Raw genomic sequence first — 18,857 nt, 5'->3', positions numbered from 1 at the left:
CAGCACGGAATCCGACATAGCGCAGAAGCGGTCGGCCTGCGGAGTCCCGCAGGCGCGTCCTCTCGCCGGAGCGACGACCCCGGCGGCTGCCTGGACGGGGGCCGCGGGCCCGCCATCAGAACCGCACCGTCACCGAGCCCGTGATCCGCCGGGGCGAGCCCGGATAGACCCGGAACACGTTCAGCGAACTCTCGTAGTACGCGGTGTCGAAGATGTTCTCGACGTTGAGCGCGATCCGGGCATTGTCGAAGCGGTAGTAGGCGAGCGCGTCGACCGCGACGTAGGCCGGCAGGGTGAAGCCGGAGCCGGCCGCGTCGCCGGCGCGCGCGCCCACGCCCCGCACGCCGCCTCCGATACCGAAGCCGCGCCACGCACCCTCCGGCTCGTAGACCGCGAGGAGGCTGCCGGAATGGCGCGGCACGTTGATGAGCGGGGCTCCGACCGGGAGCACGTTGTCCTTGGTCACCCGGGCGTCGGCGTAGACGTAGCCGGCCAGGAGCTTCAGCTCGGGCGTGATCTGCCCCTGGGCCGTCAGCTCGAACCCCTGGCTGCGGACGGCCCCGGCGGCGAGGGAGAAGCCGGTATTGGCGGGATCGGGCGTGAGCACGTTCTCCCGCTCCACCCGGAAGGCGGCGGCGGTGAGGAGCAGGCTGCCGCCGAACAGCTCGGACTTGGCGCCGACCTCGTAGCCGAGGCCGGTCTCGGGCGGCAGGGCCGTGCCGCGGGTCACGGCGGCGGCGTCCGGGCCGATGTTCGGCCGGAAGCTCGTGCCGACGTTGGTGTAGAGGGCGAGTTCCGGGATCGGCCGGTAGACGAGGCCCGCCCGGGGCGACGCGGCGACCCGCGACTGGTCGACCTGACTGCGGACGGCGCGCTCGCGGAAGCTCTGCTCGAAGATGTCGAGGCGCACACCGACGAGCGCCCGCCATTCGGGGCTCAGGACGATCTCGTCCTGCGCGTAGAGGCCGGTGTTGGTGATCCGCTCCAGGTTGTTGCGCGGGATGGTGATCGGCGGCAGCGCCTGCCCGTAGACCGGGGCGTAGATGTCCAGGGCGAACGGGCTCGTGCGGAAGTTCGAGCGGAAGTACTGCGTGCGGCTGTCGGTGCTCTCCCGGTCCATGCCGAGCAGTAGCGTGTGGCCGATGCCGGCGGTATCGAAGCGCCCGACGAGGTCGGCCTGCCCGACGGCCACGTCCCAGCGGTAGTCGCGCACGTTGCGGTCGCGCGAGACCGTGCGGTTGTCGGCAGCGATGGCGCGGATCTCCGCCGACTCGCCCGCGAGATCGCCCGTGTTGAAGTAGGTCGCGAGGCGAAGCTGCCAGTTCTCGTCGAACCGGTGGTCGACGCGGACCTGCAGCGTGTTGTTGTTCTGATAGGTGCTCTGCCCGGGCTCGCCGAGGAAGCGGGAGACGGGCAGGAACCCGAGTTGCCGGTTCAGCGCGATGACGCCCCGGTCGAAGACGATCCGGTTCTTCACGAACTCGGTCTCGACCGTGATCCGCGTGTCCGGGGTGACCTGCCAGCTCACCACCGGCGCGACGAGGAGCCGGTCGCTGTCGACGAAGTCGCGGAAGCTGCCCGCACCCTGGGCGGCGAGGTTGAAGCGGTAGAGCACCGTGCCGTCCGCGCTCAGCGCACCGCCGGCATCAATCGTGCCCCGGGTCAGGCCGAACGAGTCGACCTGGTTGCCGAACTCGACGAACCGCTCGGCGGTCGGCTGCTTGGTGATCAGGTTGACCAGCCCGCCGGGGTCGCTGCGCCCGAACAGGGCCGCTCCCGGCCCCTTGAGCACCTCGATGCGCTCGATGTTCTGGGCGTCGGGCGGCGGCGGCGTCCCGCGATTGAGGGGGAAGCCGTTCTTGTAGATCTCGGAGGTGGTCACGCCGCGGATGGCGTAGCTGAAGATCGACAGGCCGCCGAAATTGTTCTGGCGGGCGACGCCGGGCAGGTAGTCGAAGACCCGGTCGACGCGGGTGGCGGCGATGTCGGTGATCGTCTCGCGCGGCGCCACCGACACGGCCACGGGCACGTCGATCTGCGGTGTGGCCGTGCGCGTCGCGCTGACCGCCGCGCCGGCGCCGTAGCCCGGTGTCGGACCGATCAGGCCGATGCTGCCGCGCCCGGACGCCGTCGTGCGGGCGGCACCCTCGCCGACATGCTCGACCGACAGTTCCTCCAGGGTCACGCTCTCCTGCGCGCGGACCTCCCCGACCGGCACGCCGGCGGACAGCATGGCCGCCAGGGCCAGGCGCGGGCTGCCGCGCCGCGCCCCAGCAGGGCGGGCGCATCCCCGGCGCGGCCTGGGACTCTCGCGGAACGACAATCGTCCAGAACTCGCCACCACACACTCGCTGCTGTCGGCGCGCGGCCACGCGGAGGCGGGCGGCGTCACGCCCGGACGGGCGGCACCGTGCGCTCCGCTGGGGCACCGCGCCCGAGGAACGTCGTCGCGCCGAAGGCCGCCTCCCGTGACGCACGTCATCGCCGCCGCCGGACCGTCCCGGTGCGCGGCACCGGCGGCCGCGGGGAACGGGCGCGCCCAGTCGACAGGTGCGGGGCAGATCCGGACGCACCGCGCAGCGCGCACCGGATTACCACCCCGGCTCCGGACCGTGCCCGGATAACCTTGGCAGGAAAATACTTGCCGCGGCGACCGGCCGGGTCAACGCCCCGGCAACCGAATGTAATAATGTTGCGACGACAGTGGCGGAACGGCCACAGCACCGCGGCGCCACGGCGGCGGGCGGGGCCGGGGCGGCCTGATCGGGTACGCCGCTCCCGTCAGGGTCTCACATCCGGCCTGGGATCCGGCACGAACCCGTCGCGGTTCGGCATGCGGACGGCGGCCAGGGTGGCGGCATCGAGCACGGCGCTCTCCGGGACGAGCCCGTTCAGGTACAGGACGTAGCCCGAGACCGCGTAGACGTCGTCGGCGCTGAGCGATTGCGGGGCGTTCATCGGCATCGCCCGCCGGATGTAGTCGAACAGGGTCGGCGCGTAGGGCCAGAAGCTGCCGACGGTCTTGAGCGGTTTCGCCGAGGCGAGCGTGCCCTGGCCGCCGGCCAGCCGCTCGCCGGTCCCGCCCTCGCCCCGGCTGCCGTGACACGAGGCGCATTGGGTCTCGAAGACCTCTCGGCCGTGGGCGACGCTGCCGTGTCCGGGCGGCAGCTTCCGGCCGTCCCGGTCGACGTCGATGTTCCAGGCGGCGATCTCGGCCTCCGTGGCCGGACGCCCGATCCCGAGGCGCTCCGTCGCCCGTGCCGGCCCGGCGCAGGCGAGCGCCAGGGCGATCCCCGCGGCGGCGCGGGCTTCACGCATAGCCATTGGCCACCTCGCCGTCCGCCGCGATGCGCCAGGGCACGACCGCGTTGTTGTGGTAGAAGGATTTGAGGCCGCGCACCGCCGTCAGCGCCTCGAAGCCCGGCTGCACGTAGCCGGTCTCGTCGATCGCCCGGCTCGCGATGGTCGTCGGCGTCCCGTCCCAGCGCCAGGGCAGGCGGAACCGCGTCAGCGCCCGGTTGAGCACCGGCTCCTGCAAGGCGGCGTCGCGCCAGCTCCCGCCCCCGTCCGTCGACACCTGCACGCCGCGGATCCGCCCGCGCCCGCTCCAGGCGAGGCCGGTGATCTCGTGGAAACCGGGGGCGATCCGCTGCGTGCCCGAGGGCCGCGTGATGATCGACTTGGCCTCCATCACGAAGGTGAATTGCCGCGCCGTGCCGTCCGGCATCAGGTCGGTGTACTTCGACGTCTCCTCGCGGGAATAGGCCGGCTCCGCCGTGACGTTGAGCCGGCGCAGCCACTTCACGCTCATGTTGCCCTCGTAGCCGGGCAGCAGCACCCGGAGCGGGTAGCCCTGCTGGGGGCGCAGCCGCTCGCCGTTCTGGCTGTAGACCAGCAGGGCGTCGTCGAGGCACTTCGCGATCGGGATGCTGCGGGTCAGCGCGGCGGAATCCGCGCCCTCGGCCACGACCCACCGCGCGTCCGGCTTGAGCCCGGCCTCCGCCAGGACCGTCGCGAGGCGCACGCCGGTCCATTCGGCGCAGCTGACGAGGCCGACGAGGTCCGACGCCGTCTTGCCCTTGATCGCCTCGAAGCCCGGGTTGCCCGAGCATTCGAGGAAGTAGATGTGCGACTCCGACGGGAAGCGGCGGATGTCGTCCATCGTCAGGATGAGCGGCGTCTCGACGAGTCCGTGGATCATCAGCCGGTGCTGGGCGGGATCGATGTCCGGAATGCCGCCGTGGTGGCGCTCGTAGAACAGGCCGTTGGGCGTCAGGATGCCGTCGAGATCCTGCAGCGGCGTGCGGCTCGACGCCGAGATGTACTGCTTCAGACCCTTCGGGACGTTGCGGATGACGCCCTCCTCGAAGCGCGAGGGCCGGCCGTAGGTCTGGCTGCCGACATCGGCGCCCGGGACCTTCATCCATTCGGGTACGGCCGGAGGCGCCGCCTCGTCCGATCGGGCCGGCCCGCCCGCGAGGACGGCCGCGGCCGCCGCCGCGCCTTGTGCGAGGAAGCGGCGCCGCGCCGGCGGCGATTCGTCGTCCTGGCTCATCGCATGGCACTCCGCCTCGCCCCGCCCGCCGGGGCAGGCCCAGAGTCTCACGCAACGGCGCTCCCTCCTAGTCCCGTCGGAACGGCGCCCGGCGCGCGGTCCGGGGACGGACACGCGCGACGAGATCGTCGACGGCTCCGAGCAGGGCCGCCGGCACGATGTGGAGGCCGTCAGCGCGAACCCGTCTCGTGGTGCGCCCGCAGGCGTCGCAGGGCCTCGAGATCGAAGACCTCGTCGGCGCGCCCGTAGCCGCCATCCACGACCTCGTCGACCAGGACCATGGTGTGCGGGCGCGCGGCCTCCCCGAAGAAGGAGACCAGCAGATCCGTCGTGCGGTGGATCAGATCCGCCTTCTGCGGACCGGTCATCATGCCCTGCGGGATCTTGAAATTGGCGAACGGCATCGATCGTCTCCGGGCTGAACTGATGAAACACGGGTCGCGCCCGCGCGCGGCGACGTGGATCTCCTCGCGGATCTCCGCGCGCACCTCATTCCTGCGCCGCGCGGGCCGCGCGAGCGGCCTCGTTCAGGGTCGCGACGGCCGCGTCGAAGCGGTGCTCGGCCTCGGCGTTGCGCTGGAAGGCGACGCGCTGCACCAGGATCTCGGCCGGCGTCGGCTGCTGCTGGAACAGGGCCATCACCTCGTCGATGAAGTCGGCCAGCGGTAGGTAGCCCGCGCGGGTGGCCTGGCCGGGCGTGAGATCCGTCTGGACCGCCGGCGGCACCAGCTCGATCACCTCGACCCGGCCCTTGAGGACCTCGCGCAGCGAGACCGTGTAGCTGTGGATCGCCGCCTTCGTCGCCGAGTAGGTCGGTGTGGTCGTCAGGGGCACGAAGGCCAGCCCGGACGACACGTTGATCAGCGCCGCGTCCGGCCGTGTGACCAGATGCGCGACGAGGGCATCCGTCAGACGGATCGGGCCGAGCAGGTTGGTGGTGATCGTCGCCTCCGCGTCGGAGAGGTCGCGCGCCTGATCCAGCGCCTCGAAGCGCATGATGCCGGCGTTGTTGATCACCACGTTCAGGGCCGGGTGCTCGGCCGTGACGCGCCGGGCGAACGCCGCGATGTCTCCGGCATCCGCGATGTCGAGGGGCATCGCGTGCAGGCCCGGGCGGCCGGCCGTGACCCGTTCCAGTGCCTCCACGCGGCGACCGGCGACGATGACGATGTTGCCGAGGTCGTGGAAGCGATGGGCGAGCGCGGCTCCGATCCCGGACCCGCCGCCCGTGATGAGGATCGTGTTGCCGGAGGTTTTCATGATGGCGACCCCGTTGTTGTCGCCGCAGAAAGTATGGTTGACACTCTCCGCCCTGAAGTAGGCACCGAAAAGATTTGTACGCACCGAAAGGTGAGTGTCGAATGCGCAGGGCTGCCCCTGACCCCGCGATCGAGGCGAAGCGGCGCGGGACACCCCCGCGGGACGTCGATCCGGCGATCGAGGCCCTGGTGAACGACATCATCGGCCAAGTGGCCGACAAGTGGACCATGCTGATCCTCGAGGCCCTGGAGGAGCACGGCACCCTCCGATTCACGCAGCTCGGCCGGGCCGTGGGCCGGATCAGCCAGAAGATGCTGACGCAGACCGTCCGCCAGATGGAGCGGGACGGTCTCGTCCGGCGGACGGTGCACCCAGTGATCCCGCCGCGCGTGGACTACACGCTGACACCGCTGGGCCGGAGCCTGGGCGCCGCGTTCTGCGGCGTGTGGATCTGGGCCGAGACGCACCACGCCGAGATCGAGCGGGCCCGGCGGGCGTTCGCCGCGGCGGCCGAAGCTCCGGATCTTCCCGCCGACGCCGAGGCACCGTGAGGACGGAGGGCCTCCCGATCGCGGTCTGGCCGCGGAGGACGGAGGTGCGTGCGGCCTTGGCGGGCTCGCCCGCGCGGGGCGGCCCCGCGCCTATTAACTGTCGAGCGGAAGAGCGATGTCGTCCTTCTCCAATGGTCTCGCCAAGCTTGGCGTTTCAGTCTAGCGTCTAGACTGAATTCGGCGGCAAGGCGGGCGCATCATGCAATCCACCCCTCCGTACGGTGAGCCGCCGCTCCCGATCAGTTCCGACGCGATCGCCGACGGCCCGAAGGTCCCCGGCGCGGCGCGGCGTCGCTCCGTGGTCGCGGGCGCCATCGGCAACACGCTCGAATGGTACGATTTCGCCACCTACGGGTATTTCAGTGCCGTCATCGGCCGGAACTTCTTCCCGTCCGACAGCCCGACGACGTCGCTACTGTCGGCCTTCGCGGTGTTCGCCGCCGCCTTCTTCATGCGCCCGATCGGCGGCATCGTGTTCGGCCACATCGGCGACCGCTACGGCCGGAAGACGGCACTCCTGCTGTCGGCGGGCCTCATGGCCGTCTCGACCTTCCTGATGGGCTGCCTGCCCACCTACGCGTCGGCCGGACTCCTCGCGCCCGTCCTGCTCGTGGTGCTGCGGCTCGGCCAGGGTCTCTCCGTCGGCGGCGAGTACACCTCCTCGGCCATCTTCCTGTCCGAGACCGCAGCACCGGCGCGCCGCGGCCTAACCGGCAGCCTCGCCTGCATCGGGGCCGCCGGAGGCATCCTGCTCGGCTCCATTGCCGGGACGCTCGTCACCGGCCTGCTCACGCCGGAGGACGTTCACCAGTGGGGCTGGCGCCTGCCGTTCCTCTTCGGGATCGTGCTCGGCGTCTTCATCTTCGCCCTGCGTCGCCATATCGACGACGATCACGTCGAGACCGTGTTTCGCGAAGATCGGGCACCGACGGACCAGCGCTCACCGCTGCGCACGGCCGTCGAGATCGACGGCTCCGCCATGCTGCGCGCCTTCGCGATGAATCTCGGCCTGGCGTGCGGCTTCTACGTGGTGTTCGTCTACCTCGTGACGTTCATGCACACCGTGTCGGGCCTCCCGCAACACACGGCGTTTCTCATCAACTCCCTCGCCATGGTGGTTCAAGCCGTGTGCATCCCGATCGCCGGAGCCCTGTCCGACCGCTTCGGGCGCAAGCGTGTTCTGGTCCTGACCGGGGCGGGCCTGACAATCCTGTCGTGGCCGCTCTTCATGCTGCTGACCACCGGCGACACGCTTCTGATCGTCCTGGGCCAGGTCGCGTTCGCGATCCTGATCGCCGGCAACGCCGCCGTCGTGCCGACGGCGTTCGTCGAGATGTTCCAGCACCGCTCGCGCTGCACGGCCCTCGCGATCAGCTTCAACGCCTCGATGGCGCTGGTCGGGGGCACCGCCCCGATGGCCGCGACGTGGATCGTCCACCACCTGGCCTGGCCCACGGGGCCGGGCCTCTACGTCGCCGTGCTGTCGGCCATCTCGCTCGCCGCAGTCCTCACGATGCGCGATCGGACCGGAGAATCGCTCGCGTGAGATTATCGGCGCGCGGGGGGCGACACGCGGAGGCCGAAGTCACGTTGCGGCTCTCACCGAGCCGAACGCCTTCATCGATCGTCGCTCGTCTCGATGGTTCCGGGCGTCCGATCGGCGGCGATCCGGGCGGCGCGGTCAATAGGTCACCCTCACTAGTGGTAGCCGAGAGCGGGTCAGCTAAAGTCGACTGACGGAGACAGAAGAGAGCCTGTCCAGCAATGATCGGGTGAGCACTGCGGAGATCTCTTCTTGCCCGACGCGGTCATCGCCATGACCGGCAGACGGGCATCGGCGCTCCCGAGGGACCTGGAGCATGGGATTCGACGTGACACGACCTCTCTGGCGCTCAGTTTCATCCCGCCTCGTCGTCGTGTCCTTCTCAGCACTGATGATCGCGCCGGCGGCGCGGGCGGCCAGCACTCTGGAGGCGGCTCTCCGCGCGGTGCCGGATTCCGTCCTGGCGACGCCTGACCCGATGCCGATCGTCTTCATGGACGTCCAGGCGCTGTCCCGGGCAGCCGGCGGCGCGCTGAGCGACGCCGGCCTGCGGCGCATGGCCTTCGCGCAGAGCATCCGCCCGCTGAACGCCCTCAGCTACGGCGGCGCGCAGACATGGACCGAGAAGGCCGGCATCCCGTTCGAGGACATCTCGTATTTCGCGGCCTTCGGCCAGCCTCCGGCGCGCGTGACTCACTGGGGTCTGGCGACGAAGGCGGCAGCCGACACCCTGGTCGCCAAACTGAAGGACAGGAACTTCCGGCCGGTCCCGACCGCGCCGCGCATTCTCGCCAACGGGGAGCCCCGCGCCCTGAATCTCAGGGCCCGGCAGCCGACCGATCCCTGGTCCGGCCCGATGGGCGAGACCAGCGCGATCCTGGCGATCGATCGCGTCGTCGCGCAGGCGTCCGCGGCCGCGGATCTGGAGACACGCGTCGGGGTCGGCCGGAGCGCGGCGGATCACGAGGCGGTCGCCACAGCGCTGACGGGTCTGGCCGCCGCGGATGAGCGCGACCCGGGCGCGATCCTTCAAGCGGCCGTCGTGACGCCGCTGATGGGGATCACCCCCGACGATCCTGCCGCCCTCCTGTCGGCGACGACCGATCTGGCCGCGCAGAGGAAGGCGATCGCGGATCAGCGCGAGCGCGGACGGGACGGCGTCCCGGCTTATGCCGGCGGTATCGTGGCGGACTATCAAGGCAAGAACGGTCCGGCCCTGCTCGTATCCCTCGCCTATCCCGATTGCCGGACGGCCGACCGGGCCGTCGCCGCGCTGAAGGCGCGTTGGCGAGCCGGCATGGCCCCCGCGGCCTCCGTCGACGGCCGCTCGGTCGAGAGCCCGCAGCGCGGCTGTGCCGCCGTCCTCCGCGTCGATCGTGCCGCGGGTGCGAACACCCCGTTCGGAGAGTTCCTCGGGACCTCCCTGCAGCGCGGCTTCAATGTCCTGCAGATCGGATCGCAGCGATGACCGGTCTCCGACGCGCCGGACCGGCGCGACCGTCCCGGCCGGCGCGGTCGAGGCGCGGTTTTCCTAGGCCTCGGCCGCCCTGGGCGCGGCCGGGTCGCCGGTCGCTCCGAGTTCGGCGGCGAACTTGCCGAAGAACTCGTCGGCGAGCTTGCGCGCGGTCGCCTGCATGAGCCGGCCGCCCAGCGTCGCGATCTTGCCGCCGACCTCGGCCTTGGCGGTGTAGGTCAGGAGCGTCTCGCCGCCCTCCGCCGCGAGGCTGACGGCGGCGCGGCCCTTGGCGAAGCCCGCCATGCCGCCGTTGCCCTGGCCGACGAGGCTGTAGCCCTCGGGGGGGCGCAAGTCCTCGAGGCGGACCGTGCCCGCGAAGGTCGCCGAGACCGGCCCGACCTTGAGGGCGACCTTGGCCGTCATCTCCTCCGGGGAGGCCTGCACCAGCTCCTTGCAGCCGGGGATGCAGCGGGCCAGCACCTCCGGATCGTTCAGCGCCGCCCAGACGGCCTCCCGCGCGACCGGGATCCGATACGCGCCAGCGATGTCCATCCTGGTCTCCTCCTGACACTGCGCCGCCCACCGGCCGGTGCGGGCGCTCAGACCGCGCAGTAGCGCGCCTGGATCTCGGGATCGTCCCGCAGCGCGGCCGCGGGGGCGTGGTAGACGACGGCGCCGCCGTCGACGATGTAGACGCGGTCGGACACGTCGAGGGCGAGCTCGACGTTCTGCTCCACGAGCAGGATCGTGGTGCCGGCCCGCTTCATCGCGACGAACTGCGCGAACATCTCCTCGACCAGGATCGGCATGATCCCCTCCGAGGGCTCGTCGAGGAGCACCATCACGGGCTCGGCCATGAGCGCCCGGGCGATGGCGAGCATCTGCTGCTCGCCGCCCGACATCGTGACCGCCTCCTGCTTCAGGCGCTGCTTCAGCCGCGGGAAGGTCTCGGCGATGACCTCGATCCGCCGCGCCTCGTCGCGGCGCGTCGCGCGCGCGCCCCGTCCTGCCCCCCGGGCGGCCAGGATGCCGAGGCGCAGGTTCTCCTCCACGGTCAGCCCCGGCACGATGCGCCGCTCCTCCGGCACGTAGGCGAGGCCCCGGTGGAAGCGCTCGTGGGGCGGCCGGTGGAGGATGTCGGCGCCCGCGAAGGTCACGCGGCCCTCGCGCTTCGCCACGAGGCCCATGATCGCCTTCAGCGTGGTGGTCTTGCCGGCGCCGTTGCGGCCGACCAGCGTGACGATCTCGCCGGGGCGCACCTCCAGCGAGAGGCCCTGCAGGATGTGGGAGTGGCCGTACCACGCCCGCAGGTCCTCGACCGCCAGGAGCGGCTGCGTGACGGCGGCGCTCATGTGGTCGTGCCCGTGATCTTGCCCGCCGTGTTGCCCAGGTAGACGCGGCGCACCTCCGGATGCGCCCGGATGTCGTCGGGGCTGCCCTCGGCCAGGAGCTGGCCCTGGTGGAGGACGACGAGGCGCCGGCACAGGCCCATGACGAGCTTCATCTTGTGCTCGACGAGGATCAGCGTCCGGGTCTCGGCGAGGCGCTGCACGAGGTCCATCATCTCGCGCGTCTCCTCGGGGCTCATCCCGGCGGTCGGCTCGTCGAGGAGGAGGAGGCTCGGCTCGGCGGCCAGCGCCACCGCGATCTCCAGGGCGCGCTGCTCGCCGTGGGCGAGTTCGCGCGCGAGGCGGTCCATCCGGGCGCCGAGCCCGACCTCGCCGAGGAGTTCCTCGGCCCGCTCCGCCAGCTCGGGATAGGCCGCGCGGTCCCGGAAGAACGCGAAGCGGACCCGCCGGGCCTGGGCGGCCACCCGCACGTTCTCGCGCACCGTGAGGTGCGGGAAGACGTTGGTGATCTGGAACGACTTGGCGATGCCCATCCGGGCGAAGGCGTGCGGGGCCGCCCCGGTGATGTCGCGCCCGCGGAACAGCACGCGGCCCTCGCTCGGCGGGAAGGCGCCCGAGATCAGGTTGAAGAAGGTCGACTTGCCCGCCCCGTTCGGTCCGATGATCGCGGTGATGCCGCCCTCCGGAAACGCGACCGTCACGTCCGACAGGGCGCGGAAATGCCCGAACCGCTTGCCGAGCCCCTCCGTGGCGAGGATCGGCGGCGCCGTACTCGGAGCCTTTGCCGGCGCGGCGGCGACGCTCACCATCCGGCCCTCCTCAGGCGCGCCAGCACCTCGCCCCAGATGCCGAGCGGCAGGAACAGCACGAAGGCGATGAAGACGGCGCCGACGAAGAGCTGCCAGTGGCTCGTCACGGTGGCGAGCCCGTCCTGCAGGAGCGCGAAGGTCGCGGCGCCGACGAAGGGCCCGAAGAAGGTCCCCATGCCGCCGAGCAGCGCCATCATCACGGCCTGGCCGGAGGTCGAATAGTGCATCGTCTCGATCGGCACGATCGAGAGGTGGATCGCCTGGAGACCGCCCGCGAGGCCGCACAGGGCCCCGGAGATCACGAAGGCCGCGAGCTTCATGCGGCGCACGTCGTAGCCGCAGGCCTGCGCCCGGCCCTCGTTCTCGCGGATCGCCTCGAGGGCGGCCCCGAAGGGCGACGACAGGAGGCGCGAGAACAGCCAGACCGCGACGCCGACCACCGCCAGCGCGGCGTAGTACTTCACCACCGGGTCGAGGAGATTGAGGCTGAAGCCCGGCAGGGCGAGCGCCGGCACGTTGATGCCGCGCAGGCCGTTCTCGCCGCCGGTGAAGGCCTCCGCCTGGTAGAAGGCGTAGTAGACGCACATCGACAGCGCCAGGGTCGTCATCGCGAAGTAGATGCCGCGGGTGCGGATCGCCAGCACGCCCATGACGGCGGCGATGAGTGTCGCGAGCAGCGTGCCGGCGACGAGCGCCAGGGCCGGGTGCAGCCCGTAATGGACGATGGCGATGCCGCAGCCGTACGCGCCGCCGCCCAGGAAGGCGGCGTGGCCGAAGGACAGGAGCCCGGTATAGCCGAACAGCAGGTTGAACCCGAGGGCGTAGAGCCCGAGCACCAGGATGTTCACGGCGAGGGCCTGGTAGGGCGCGATCCAGGGGAACACGAGGAGGAAGGCGAGCGTCAGGGCGACGCGATGCCGGCCGCACCACGCCAGCCGGCGCCCGGCCCGGCCGGAGCCCGGCCGGGCCGCCGGCAAGGTAGCCGGAAGGGCGCCTCCCTTCGTGACGGCGGAGGCGGGGGCGCGGGCGCTCATCCGAGGGCTCCGGCCCGGCCGAGGAGGCCTCGGGGCCGCACGAGCAGCACCAGGGCCATGAGGGCGAAGATCGCCATCTTGGTCATGTCGGGGGCGACGAGCGACGTCATCGCCACCACGATGCCGACGATCAGCCCGGCGAGCACGGCCCCGGCCAGCGAGCCCATGCCGCCGACCACCGTGACCACGAAGGCCTCGGCGAGCACCGGGACCCCCATCTCGGGCGTGACGCCCTGCAGCGGCGCGGCGAGGATGCCGGCGAGCCCGGCGAGCGCGCAGCCCAGGGCGAAGACCGCGAGCCAGACCTTGGTGATCTCGATGCCGAGCACCTGCACGATCTGCGGGTCGCGGGCGCCGGCCCGGATCACGAGGCCGAAGGGCGTGCGCTCGATGAACAGCCACAGGACGCCCACCACCGCCAGCGCGAACCCGATCAGGAACAGGCGGTAGAGGGGGAAGTAGCCGATGCCGATGTCGACCGCGCCGCGCAGCTCGGGCGGCGCCCCGAAGGGCAGGCCCGTCAGCCCGAAGGCGATGCGCACGCTCTCGACCATCACGTACGACAGGCCGAAGGTGAGGAGCAGCGGGTCGTCGATGCCGCGCCCGTAGAGGGGGCGCACGAGCACGCGCTCCACGGCGAGCCCGAGGAGCCCCATCGCCAGCGGCGCCGCGACGAGACTGAGCCAGAAGCTGCCGGTGTAGCCGTACAGGAAGACGCCGACATAGGCGCCGACCATGAAGAACGCGCCGTGGGCGAAGTTGACGACGTTCATCAGCCCGAAGATCAGCGACAGGCCGATGCCGACGAGCACGTAGATCGCCCCCAGCGCGATGCCGGTCACGAGCTGGAGGGCGAGGAGATCGAGGGGGAAGCCGCCGATCGTGATGGCGCTCAAGGCCGCGCCCTCCCGCGGGTTCGCATGGGGCGCCTCACGCCTTGTGCCCGAGTTCGTCGCAGCCGCGCAGGAAGCGCTCGTCGGGCCCCTCCGTGCCGAGGATCGTGAAGACGTCGTCCGGCGTCTTCATGTCCTTCGACTTCGCCTCGACGATCAGGACCGACTGCACCGACTGGTGGTCGCATTTCCGGAAGCTCTGCGGACCCTTGTAGAAGTCGGCCTTCAGGGCCTCCATGGCGGCCACGACCTTGTCGGTCTCGACCGATCCGGCGGCCTTCACGCCCTCCAGCACCGAGCGGATGCCGGCATAGCCCAGCGCCCCGTAATCCGACGGGACGGCGCCGTTGTAGGCGGCGCGGAACCGGTCGTTGAACGCCTTGGCGGAGGGCACGCTGTCCTCCAGGCGCCAGTAGTAGGAGGTGCCGCCGATCACGCCGTCGAAGGCGTCGCCGCCGGCCTTGCGGGCGGTGAAGAGCAGGACCGGCGCGACGAGCTTGGTGGTGCGCTTCAGGCCGAACTCGGTCGCCTGCTGGATCGAGACGACCTGGTCCCGGCCGAAATTGCACAGGCAGAGCACGTCGGGCTTGAGCGCGGCGATCCGGGGCAGGAAGGCCGAGTAGTCGGAGGCGCCGATCGGGTGGCGGATGTCGGCCACGACCTCGATGCCCGAGGCCTCGCCGGCGCGCTTGAACCCGCGCATCATCTCGTGGCCGTACGCGTAGTCCGCGCTGAGGAAGGCGACGCGCTTGCCCGATTTCGGGAAGACGTAGCGGCCGACCGCGCCCGCGGTCATGTGCGGGTTCAGGGCCTCGTGGAAGGTCGTGCGGCCGAAATCCTTGGCCTCGTTGATCGCGTCGGACTGGCTGATCGAGTTGTAGATCACGCCGCGCTCGCGGGCGACGTTGTTGATCGACAGGGTCACGGCCGCCGAGAGGCCGCCGACCAGGAAGTTGACCTTGTCCTTCTCGATCAATTCGAGGGTCCGGGTCGCCGCCTCGCCGGGGTTGAGCTTGTCGTCGCGCACGAGGAGCTCGGCCGTGCGGCCCTGGAAGCCGCCGGCCTCGTTGAACGTCTTGACGGCGAGCTGGGCGGCGCGGACCTGGTCGTTCGCCTCGGCCCCGAAAGCGCCGGTGAGCGGCACCGGGAAGCCGATCCGGATCGGGCCTCCGGTCGAACCGCCTTGCGCGATCGCGGAGCGCAGGAGCGCCGGGGCGGCGAGCGCCAGCGCGGATGCGGCGGCGCTGCCCTGGAGCAGCCGGCGCCTGTCGAAGCCCGTTCCCATTCCCGTCCCTCCGTCGGCGTTTCCTGATCGGGACCGGTCTCTTCGGCGGACCGTGCCCCGTGATGGTCGATGTGTCCTGACCCGAAAGGGTCATCCGTCCTCGCGAGCGCAGCGAAGCGATCCAGGGATCCGCCACGTTCGGCAGCGTCCCGCTGCCCTGGGTTGCTTCGCTGCGCTCGCAAAGACGGGGAAGCCCGCAGCCGGTTTCAGATCAGTCCCAGCGCCTCCAGCACGACCTCGGGCGTCACCGGCTGGCGCGCGACACGGGCGTTCAGCGGCGCGAGCGCGTCGTTGATGGCGTTGACGACCGCGGCCGGCGCGCCGGCGGTGCCGGCCTCGCCCGCGCCCTTGGCGCCGATCTCGGACGACGCGGTGGCCGAGACCACGTGGGCGACCGCGATATCGGGCATCTCGCCGGCCATCGGCACGAGGTAGTCGGCCATCGACCCGTTCAGCAGCTGGCCCTCGCCGTCGTAGAGGCAGTGCTCGAACAGGGCCCCGCCGATCCCCTGGACGATGCCGCCGCGGATCTGCTCGTCGACCAGGAGCGGGTTGAGCACGGTGCCGCAATCCTCGACGCACCAGTGCTTGAGCAGCCGCACGAAGCCCGTCTCGGTGTCGACCTCGACGTAGGAGGCCTGCACGCCGTTGGTGAAGGCGAAGGGGTAGTCCTTGGGCACGTAGTGCCGGGTCGCCACGAATTCGGGCTGCACCCCCGGCGGCAGCGTGTCGGGGCGGAAGTAGACGATGCGGCCGAGCTCCGCGAGCGGCATGCGCTCGGTCCCGGTGCCTGCGTCCACCACGGCGCCGTCGCGGACGTCGAGGCTTTCCGGATCGGCCTGCAGGATCGCGCCCGCCACCACCAGGACGTTGCCGCGCAGCGCCTTGCCGGCCTGCCACGCGGCCTCGCCGCCGATGCCGGCCCCGCGCGAGGCCCAGGTCCCGCCGCCGTAGGGCGTCGCCTGCGTGTCGCCGGAGATCACCCGGACCTTGTCCATCGGCACGCCCGTGGCGGTGGCCACGATCTGCGCGATGATGCCCTCGGTGCCCTGGCCCTGCTCGGTGACGCTGACCGACGCGACGACGCCGCCCTGCGGATCGAGCCGGATCGTGCAGCCGTCCTGGGAGGAGATGCGCGCGCCGCCGACCCCGTAGAAGGCCGCCGACGGGTTGGTGATCTCGATGAAGGCCGCGAGCCCGATGCCCCGGTGGATCCCCCGCCGGCGCAGGTCCGCCTGCTCGGCCCTGAGACCGTCGTAATCCATCATCGCCTTGAGCTTGGCGAGCGCCGCCTGGTGGGACAGCTTCTCCAGCTTGATCCCCGAGACGCCCGCGCAGGGATAGGCGTCGTCCGGGATGACGTTGCGCTCGCGCACGGCCAGGGGGTCGAGGCCGAGCCGGGCGGCGCCGAGATCGACGAGCCCCTCGGCGACCATCGTGGCGATCGGGTGGCCCACCGCCCGGTACTGGCAGGTCGGCGCCTTGTTCTGGAGCACGACGCGGGCGCGGGCCCGGTAGTGCTGGTGCCGGTAGGGGCCGCCGGTCAGGTTGACGACCTGGTTGGCCTCGACCGCGCTGGTGCGCGGGTAGACCGAGTAGGGCCCGATGCCCGTGAGGTCGTCCATGTCGAGGGCGAGGATGTCGCCCTCGGCCGAGAAGGCCATCCGGGCGGTGACCCGGTGGTCGCGGGCATGGATGTCGCTCTGGAAGCTCTCCAGCCGGTCGGCGACGAACTTGACCGGGCGCTTGAGCATCAGCGCCAGCGCGCAGGTCGCCATCTCGTCGGGGTAGATGTGGACCTTGATCCCGAAGGACCCGCCGACATCCTTGCAGATCACCCGCACCGCCCCCTCGGGGAGGGCGAGGTGCTTGCACAGGATGTCCTGCATCATGTGCGGCGCCTGGAAGGAGTGGTGGACGGTGAGCATCCCGTCCGCCGCCGCCCAGTCGGCCAGGATCGCCCGCGGCTCCAGGCACACGCCCGTGTGCCGGCCGAACTGGAAGGTCTCCTCGACCACCAGAGCCGCGTCGCGGAAGGCCGCGTCGACGTCGCCGACGTTGAGGACGCGCTCGAAGGCGAGGTTGTCGCCGAGCTCGGCGTGGATCGCGGGCGTCGCGGGATCGAGCGCCGTCTCCATGTCGACGACGGCGGGGAGCGGGTCGAACTCGACCGTGATCGCCGCGAGCGCGTCCTCGGCCTCGGCCCGGCCGTGCGCGACGACCGCGCAGAACGGCTCGCCGACCCAGGTCACCCGGTCGAGGGCCAGGGCGTGCTGGGGCGCCGAGCGCAGGCCCTTGAAGTGGCCGAGCACGCCGACCCACGGCGTGCACACGGCCGCCAGTTCGGGCCCCGTCACCACGGCGATCACGCCGGGCATCGCCTTCGCGTCCGCGGTGTCCAGGGCGACGATGCGGGCGTGAGCGTGGGGGCTGCGCAGGAAGGCGACGTGGCCGAGGCGGGCGACGGCCACGTCGTCCACGTAGACGCCCCGTCCCTCGAGCAGGCGCCGCGCGTTCGGCCGCGGGACGGAGCGGCCGATATAGCTGTTCGGCCGGTCGAGGAAGGTGAGGCCGCCCGGATCCGCGCTCATTCGGCGGCCTCCAGGCCGGCATCCCTGCCGGCATCCCGGCGGCCTTGCCCGCGCGCCTCGGCGGTCGACGCGATGGCGTCGACGATGGCGTGGTAGCCGGTGCAGCGGCAGTAATTGCCCGCGATCGCCGCGCGGATCGCCTCGCGCGAGGTGGCCGCGTCCGCGTCGTCCAGAAGCTCGGCGGCCGTCACCAGCATGCCGGGGGTACAGTAGCCGCATTGCAGGGCGTTGCGGGCGTGGAAGGCGTCCTGCAGGTCGCGGATGCGCCCGCTCTCGGTCAGGCCCTCCACGGTCTCGACGGTGGCGCCGTCGGCCTGGACGCCGAGCATCAGGCAGGACCGCACCGCCCGGCCGTCGACCAGGATCGTGCAGGCGCCGCACACGCCGTGCTCGCAGCCGAGATGCACGCCGGTGAGGCCGAAGGACTGGCGCAGCAGGTCGCCGAGATGCATCCGGGCGGGGACATGCGCCCGCACGGCCTCGCCGTTCAGCGTGAAGGCGACCGCGTGCGCGCGGTCGGGGTTCTCAGACGCCATCGGGACCGTCCTCCTGCGCGCTGCCGCCGCGCATCCTCGCCGCCACGCGGCCGAGGATCACGCGGGCGAGGTGGAGCCGCGTCGCGGCCTTGGTCGTCGGGTCGTCCGGCGGGTCGAGCTCACCGGCGAGCGCCGCCTGGGCGCCCGCGAGATCGCCGGCCTCCAGGGCCGCCGCGGCGTCGCGGGCGAGCACCGGCCGGTCGGCCACGCCGAAGAAGGCGAGGCGCAGGTCCGACAGGCCGCCCGCGGACCGCCGCCCGGTCGCCGCGAGGCCGACGAGGGCGTAGTCGCCGTGGCGGCGCGACAACTCCTCGAAGCCCCAGACCGCGTCGGCCCCCGGCACCGGGAACTCGATCGCCGTGACGATCTCGCCGGGCTCCAGGGCCGTCGTGTAGAGGCCCTGGAAGAAATCGTCCGCCGGGACGCGCCGCTCGGCCCCGGGCCCGCGCACCACGATCGAGGCGCCCGCGGCGAGGCAGCAGGCGGGCCACTCGGTGGCCGGGTCGGCCAGCGCCACCGAGCCGCCGATCGTGCCGCGGTTGCGGATCGCCGGATGGGCGATGTGCGGCAGGGCGGCGGCGAGCAGCGGCAGGCGCTCGCGCACGAGCGCCGCGGTCCCGACGTCGCGGTGGCGCGTCATGGCGCCGATCCGCACAATGCCGCCGGCCTCGCCGCCGGCCTCCGAGACGCCGGTGAGTTCGGGGATCGCGTTGAGGTCGACCAGCAGGCCGGGCGCCGAGAGCCGCATGTTGAGGGCCGTGACGAGGCTCTGGCCCCCCGCCAGAGGAACGGCGTCCTCCCCGTGCTCGGCGAGCAGGGCCAGCGCCGCGTCGAGCGAGGCCGGACGCGCGTAGGCGAAGTCGGGCGCCTTCAAGCCCTGGTCCTCCTCCCGATGGGCTTGCCCATGACCGCCCCGATGGGACAGGCTGGAGGCCCTTATTGATCGTTCGCTCAATAGAAGGCGAAACCGAGATGGCGTCAAGCAGGCCGGCGGA

The 18,857-nt window shown here is 71.7% G+C and carries 17 protein-coding genes; 3 read left to right on the top strand and 14 right to left on the bottom strand.

Translation table 11 applies throughout. The annotated features are described in order from the left end of the window. Nucleotides 1-115 precede the first annotated feature (115 nt). From LXM90_RS29760 to LXM90_RS29740, 5 genes are all read right to left on the bottom strand, one after another. On the bottom strand, nucleotides 116-2,233 hold the full coding sequence (locus tag LXM90_RS29760) for a TonB-dependent siderophore receptor (RefSeq protein WP_234083185.1): 2,118 nt from the start codon (nucleotides 2,231-2,233) through the stop codon (nucleotides 116-118). Nucleotides 2,234-2,781: 548 nt separating this feature from the next. Continuing rightward, on the bottom strand, nucleotides 2,782-3,318 hold the full coding sequence (locus tag LXM90_RS29755; protein ID WP_132368787.1) for a c-type cytochrome: 537 nt from the start codon (nucleotides 3,316-3,318) through the stop codon (nucleotides 2,782-2,784). Continuing rightward, complete coding sequence (gene soxC / locus LXM90_RS29750) at nucleotides 3,311-4,555, bottom strand: sulfite dehydrogenase (RefSeq protein ID WP_234083181.1); 1,245 nt, start codon at nucleotides 4,553-4,555, stop codon at nucleotides 3,311-3,313. The genes LXM90_RS29755 and soxC overlap by 8 nt, the downstream gene beginning before the upstream one ends. Nucleotides 4,556-4,725: 170 nt before the next feature. Beyond that, nucleotides 4,726-4,959 (bottom strand): tautomerase family protein, encoded by a 234-nt coding sequence (locus LXM90_RS29745; protein ID WP_020094429.1) that lies wholly within the window; start codon nucleotides 4,957-4,959, stop codon nucleotides 4,726-4,728. Nucleotides 4,960-5,044: 85 nt separating this feature from the next. Beyond that, nucleotides 5,045-5,815 carry an SDR family oxidoreductase gene (locus LXM90_RS29740; protein WP_234083180.1) on the bottom strand — a complete coding sequence of 257 codons (771 nt, stop codon included), beginning with the start codon at nucleotides 5,813-5,815 and terminating at the stop codon, nucleotides 5,045-5,047. A gap of 101 nt (nucleotides 5,816-5,916) precedes the next feature. On the opposite strand from LXM90_RS29740, the gene LXM90_RS29735 reads away from it, so the two are divergent. From LXM90_RS29735 to LXM90_RS29725, 3 genes are all read left to right on the top strand, one after another. Then, nucleotides 5,917-6,366 (top strand): winged helix-turn-helix transcriptional regulator, encoded by a 450-nt coding sequence (locus tag LXM90_RS29735; RefSeq protein WP_234083178.1) that lies wholly within the window; start codon nucleotides 5,917-5,919, stop codon nucleotides 6,364-6,366. A 199-nt stretch (nucleotides 6,367-6,565) separates the two neighbouring features. Then, entirely contained in the window at nucleotides 6,566-7,912 is a 1,347-nt protein-coding gene (locus LXM90_RS29730) for an MFS transporter (protein ID WP_234083176.1), read from the top strand. 325 nt (nucleotides 7,913-8,237) lie between these two features. Next, nucleotides 8,238-9,377 carry a hypothetical protein gene (locus LXM90_RS29725; protein WP_234083175.1) on the top strand — a complete coding sequence of 380 codons (1,140 nt, stop codon included), beginning with the start codon at nucleotides 8,238-8,240 and terminating at the stop codon, nucleotides 9,375-9,377. Between the two features lie 63 nt (nucleotides 9,378-9,440). Here LXM90_RS29725 and LXM90_RS29720 read toward each other — a convergent pair whose 3' ends face one another. The 9 genes from LXM90_RS29720 to LXM90_RS29680 form a co-directional block, all read right to left on the bottom strand. Further along, nucleotides 9,441-9,917 carry an SRPBCC family protein gene (locus tag LXM90_RS29720; RefSeq protein WP_091981639.1) on the bottom strand — a complete coding sequence of 159 codons (477 nt, stop codon included), beginning with the start codon at nucleotides 9,915-9,917 and terminating at the stop codon, nucleotides 9,441-9,443. Nucleotides 9,918-9,964: 47 nt separating this feature from the next. Further along, a complete protein-coding gene (locus LXM90_RS29715) occupies nucleotides 9,965-10,717 on the bottom strand; it encodes an ABC transporter ATP-binding protein (RefSeq protein WP_056527151.1) in 753 nt (250 codons plus the stop codon). Then, complete coding sequence (locus tag LXM90_RS29710; protein ID WP_234083173.1) at nucleotides 10,714-11,523, bottom strand: ABC transporter ATP-binding protein; 810 nt, start codon at nucleotides 11,521-11,523, stop codon at nucleotides 10,714-10,716. The genes LXM90_RS29715 and LXM90_RS29710 overlap by 4 nt, the downstream gene beginning before the upstream one ends. Beyond that, nucleotides 11,517-12,557, bottom strand: coding sequence for a branched-chain amino acid ABC transporter permease (locus tag LXM90_RS29705; RefSeq protein WP_234083170.1), 1,041 nt, complete (start codon nucleotides 12,555-12,557; stop codon nucleotides 11,517-11,519). Before LXM90_RS29705 ends, LXM90_RS29710 begins: the two co-directional genes overlap by 7 nt. After that, entirely contained in the window at nucleotides 12,554-13,453 is a 900-nt protein-coding gene (locus LXM90_RS29700) for a branched-chain amino acid ABC transporter permease (RefSeq protein WP_020094438.1), read from the bottom strand. Before LXM90_RS29700 ends, LXM90_RS29705 begins: the two co-directional genes overlap by 4 nt. Before the next feature lie 34 nt (nucleotides 13,454-13,487). Next, nucleotides 13,488-14,735, bottom strand: coding sequence for an ABC transporter substrate-binding protein (locus LXM90_RS29695; protein ID WP_020094439.1), 1,248 nt, complete (start codon nucleotides 14,733-14,735; stop codon nucleotides 13,488-13,490). Nucleotides 14,736-14,941: 206 nt separating this feature from the next. Next, nucleotides 14,942-17,326: a xanthine dehydrogenase family protein molybdopterin-binding subunit gene (locus tag LXM90_RS29690; protein WP_020094440.1), complete on the bottom strand. Its 2,385-nt coding sequence runs from the start codon at nucleotides 17,324-17,326 to the stop codon at nucleotides 14,942-14,944. Continuing rightward, the gene (locus LXM90_RS29685) at nucleotides 17,323-17,862 is read right to left on the bottom strand and encodes a (2Fe-2S)-binding protein (protein ID WP_020094441.1); all 540 of its coding nucleotides are present in this window, start codon (nucleotides 17,860-17,862) and stop codon (nucleotides 17,323-17,325) included. The genes LXM90_RS29690 and LXM90_RS29685 overlap by 4 nt, the downstream gene beginning before the upstream one ends. Then, nucleotides 17,852-18,736 (bottom strand): FAD binding domain-containing protein, encoded by an 885-nt coding sequence (locus LXM90_RS29680; protein WP_020094442.1) that lies wholly within the window; start codon nucleotides 18,734-18,736, stop codon nucleotides 17,852-17,854. Before LXM90_RS29680 ends, LXM90_RS29685 begins: the two co-directional genes overlap by 11 nt. Between the last annotated feature and the right edge of the window lie 121 nt (nucleotides 18,737-18,857).

The organism is Methylobacterium oryzae (assembly GCF_021398735.1).
In the GTDB taxonomy this organism is placed as follows: Bacteria; Pseudomonadota; Alphaproteobacteria; order Rhizobiales; family Beijerinckiaceae; genus Methylobacterium.
The sequence above is the reverse complement of the archived record's forward strand: the minus strand, read 5'-3'. Positions and strand labels throughout refer to the sequence as shown.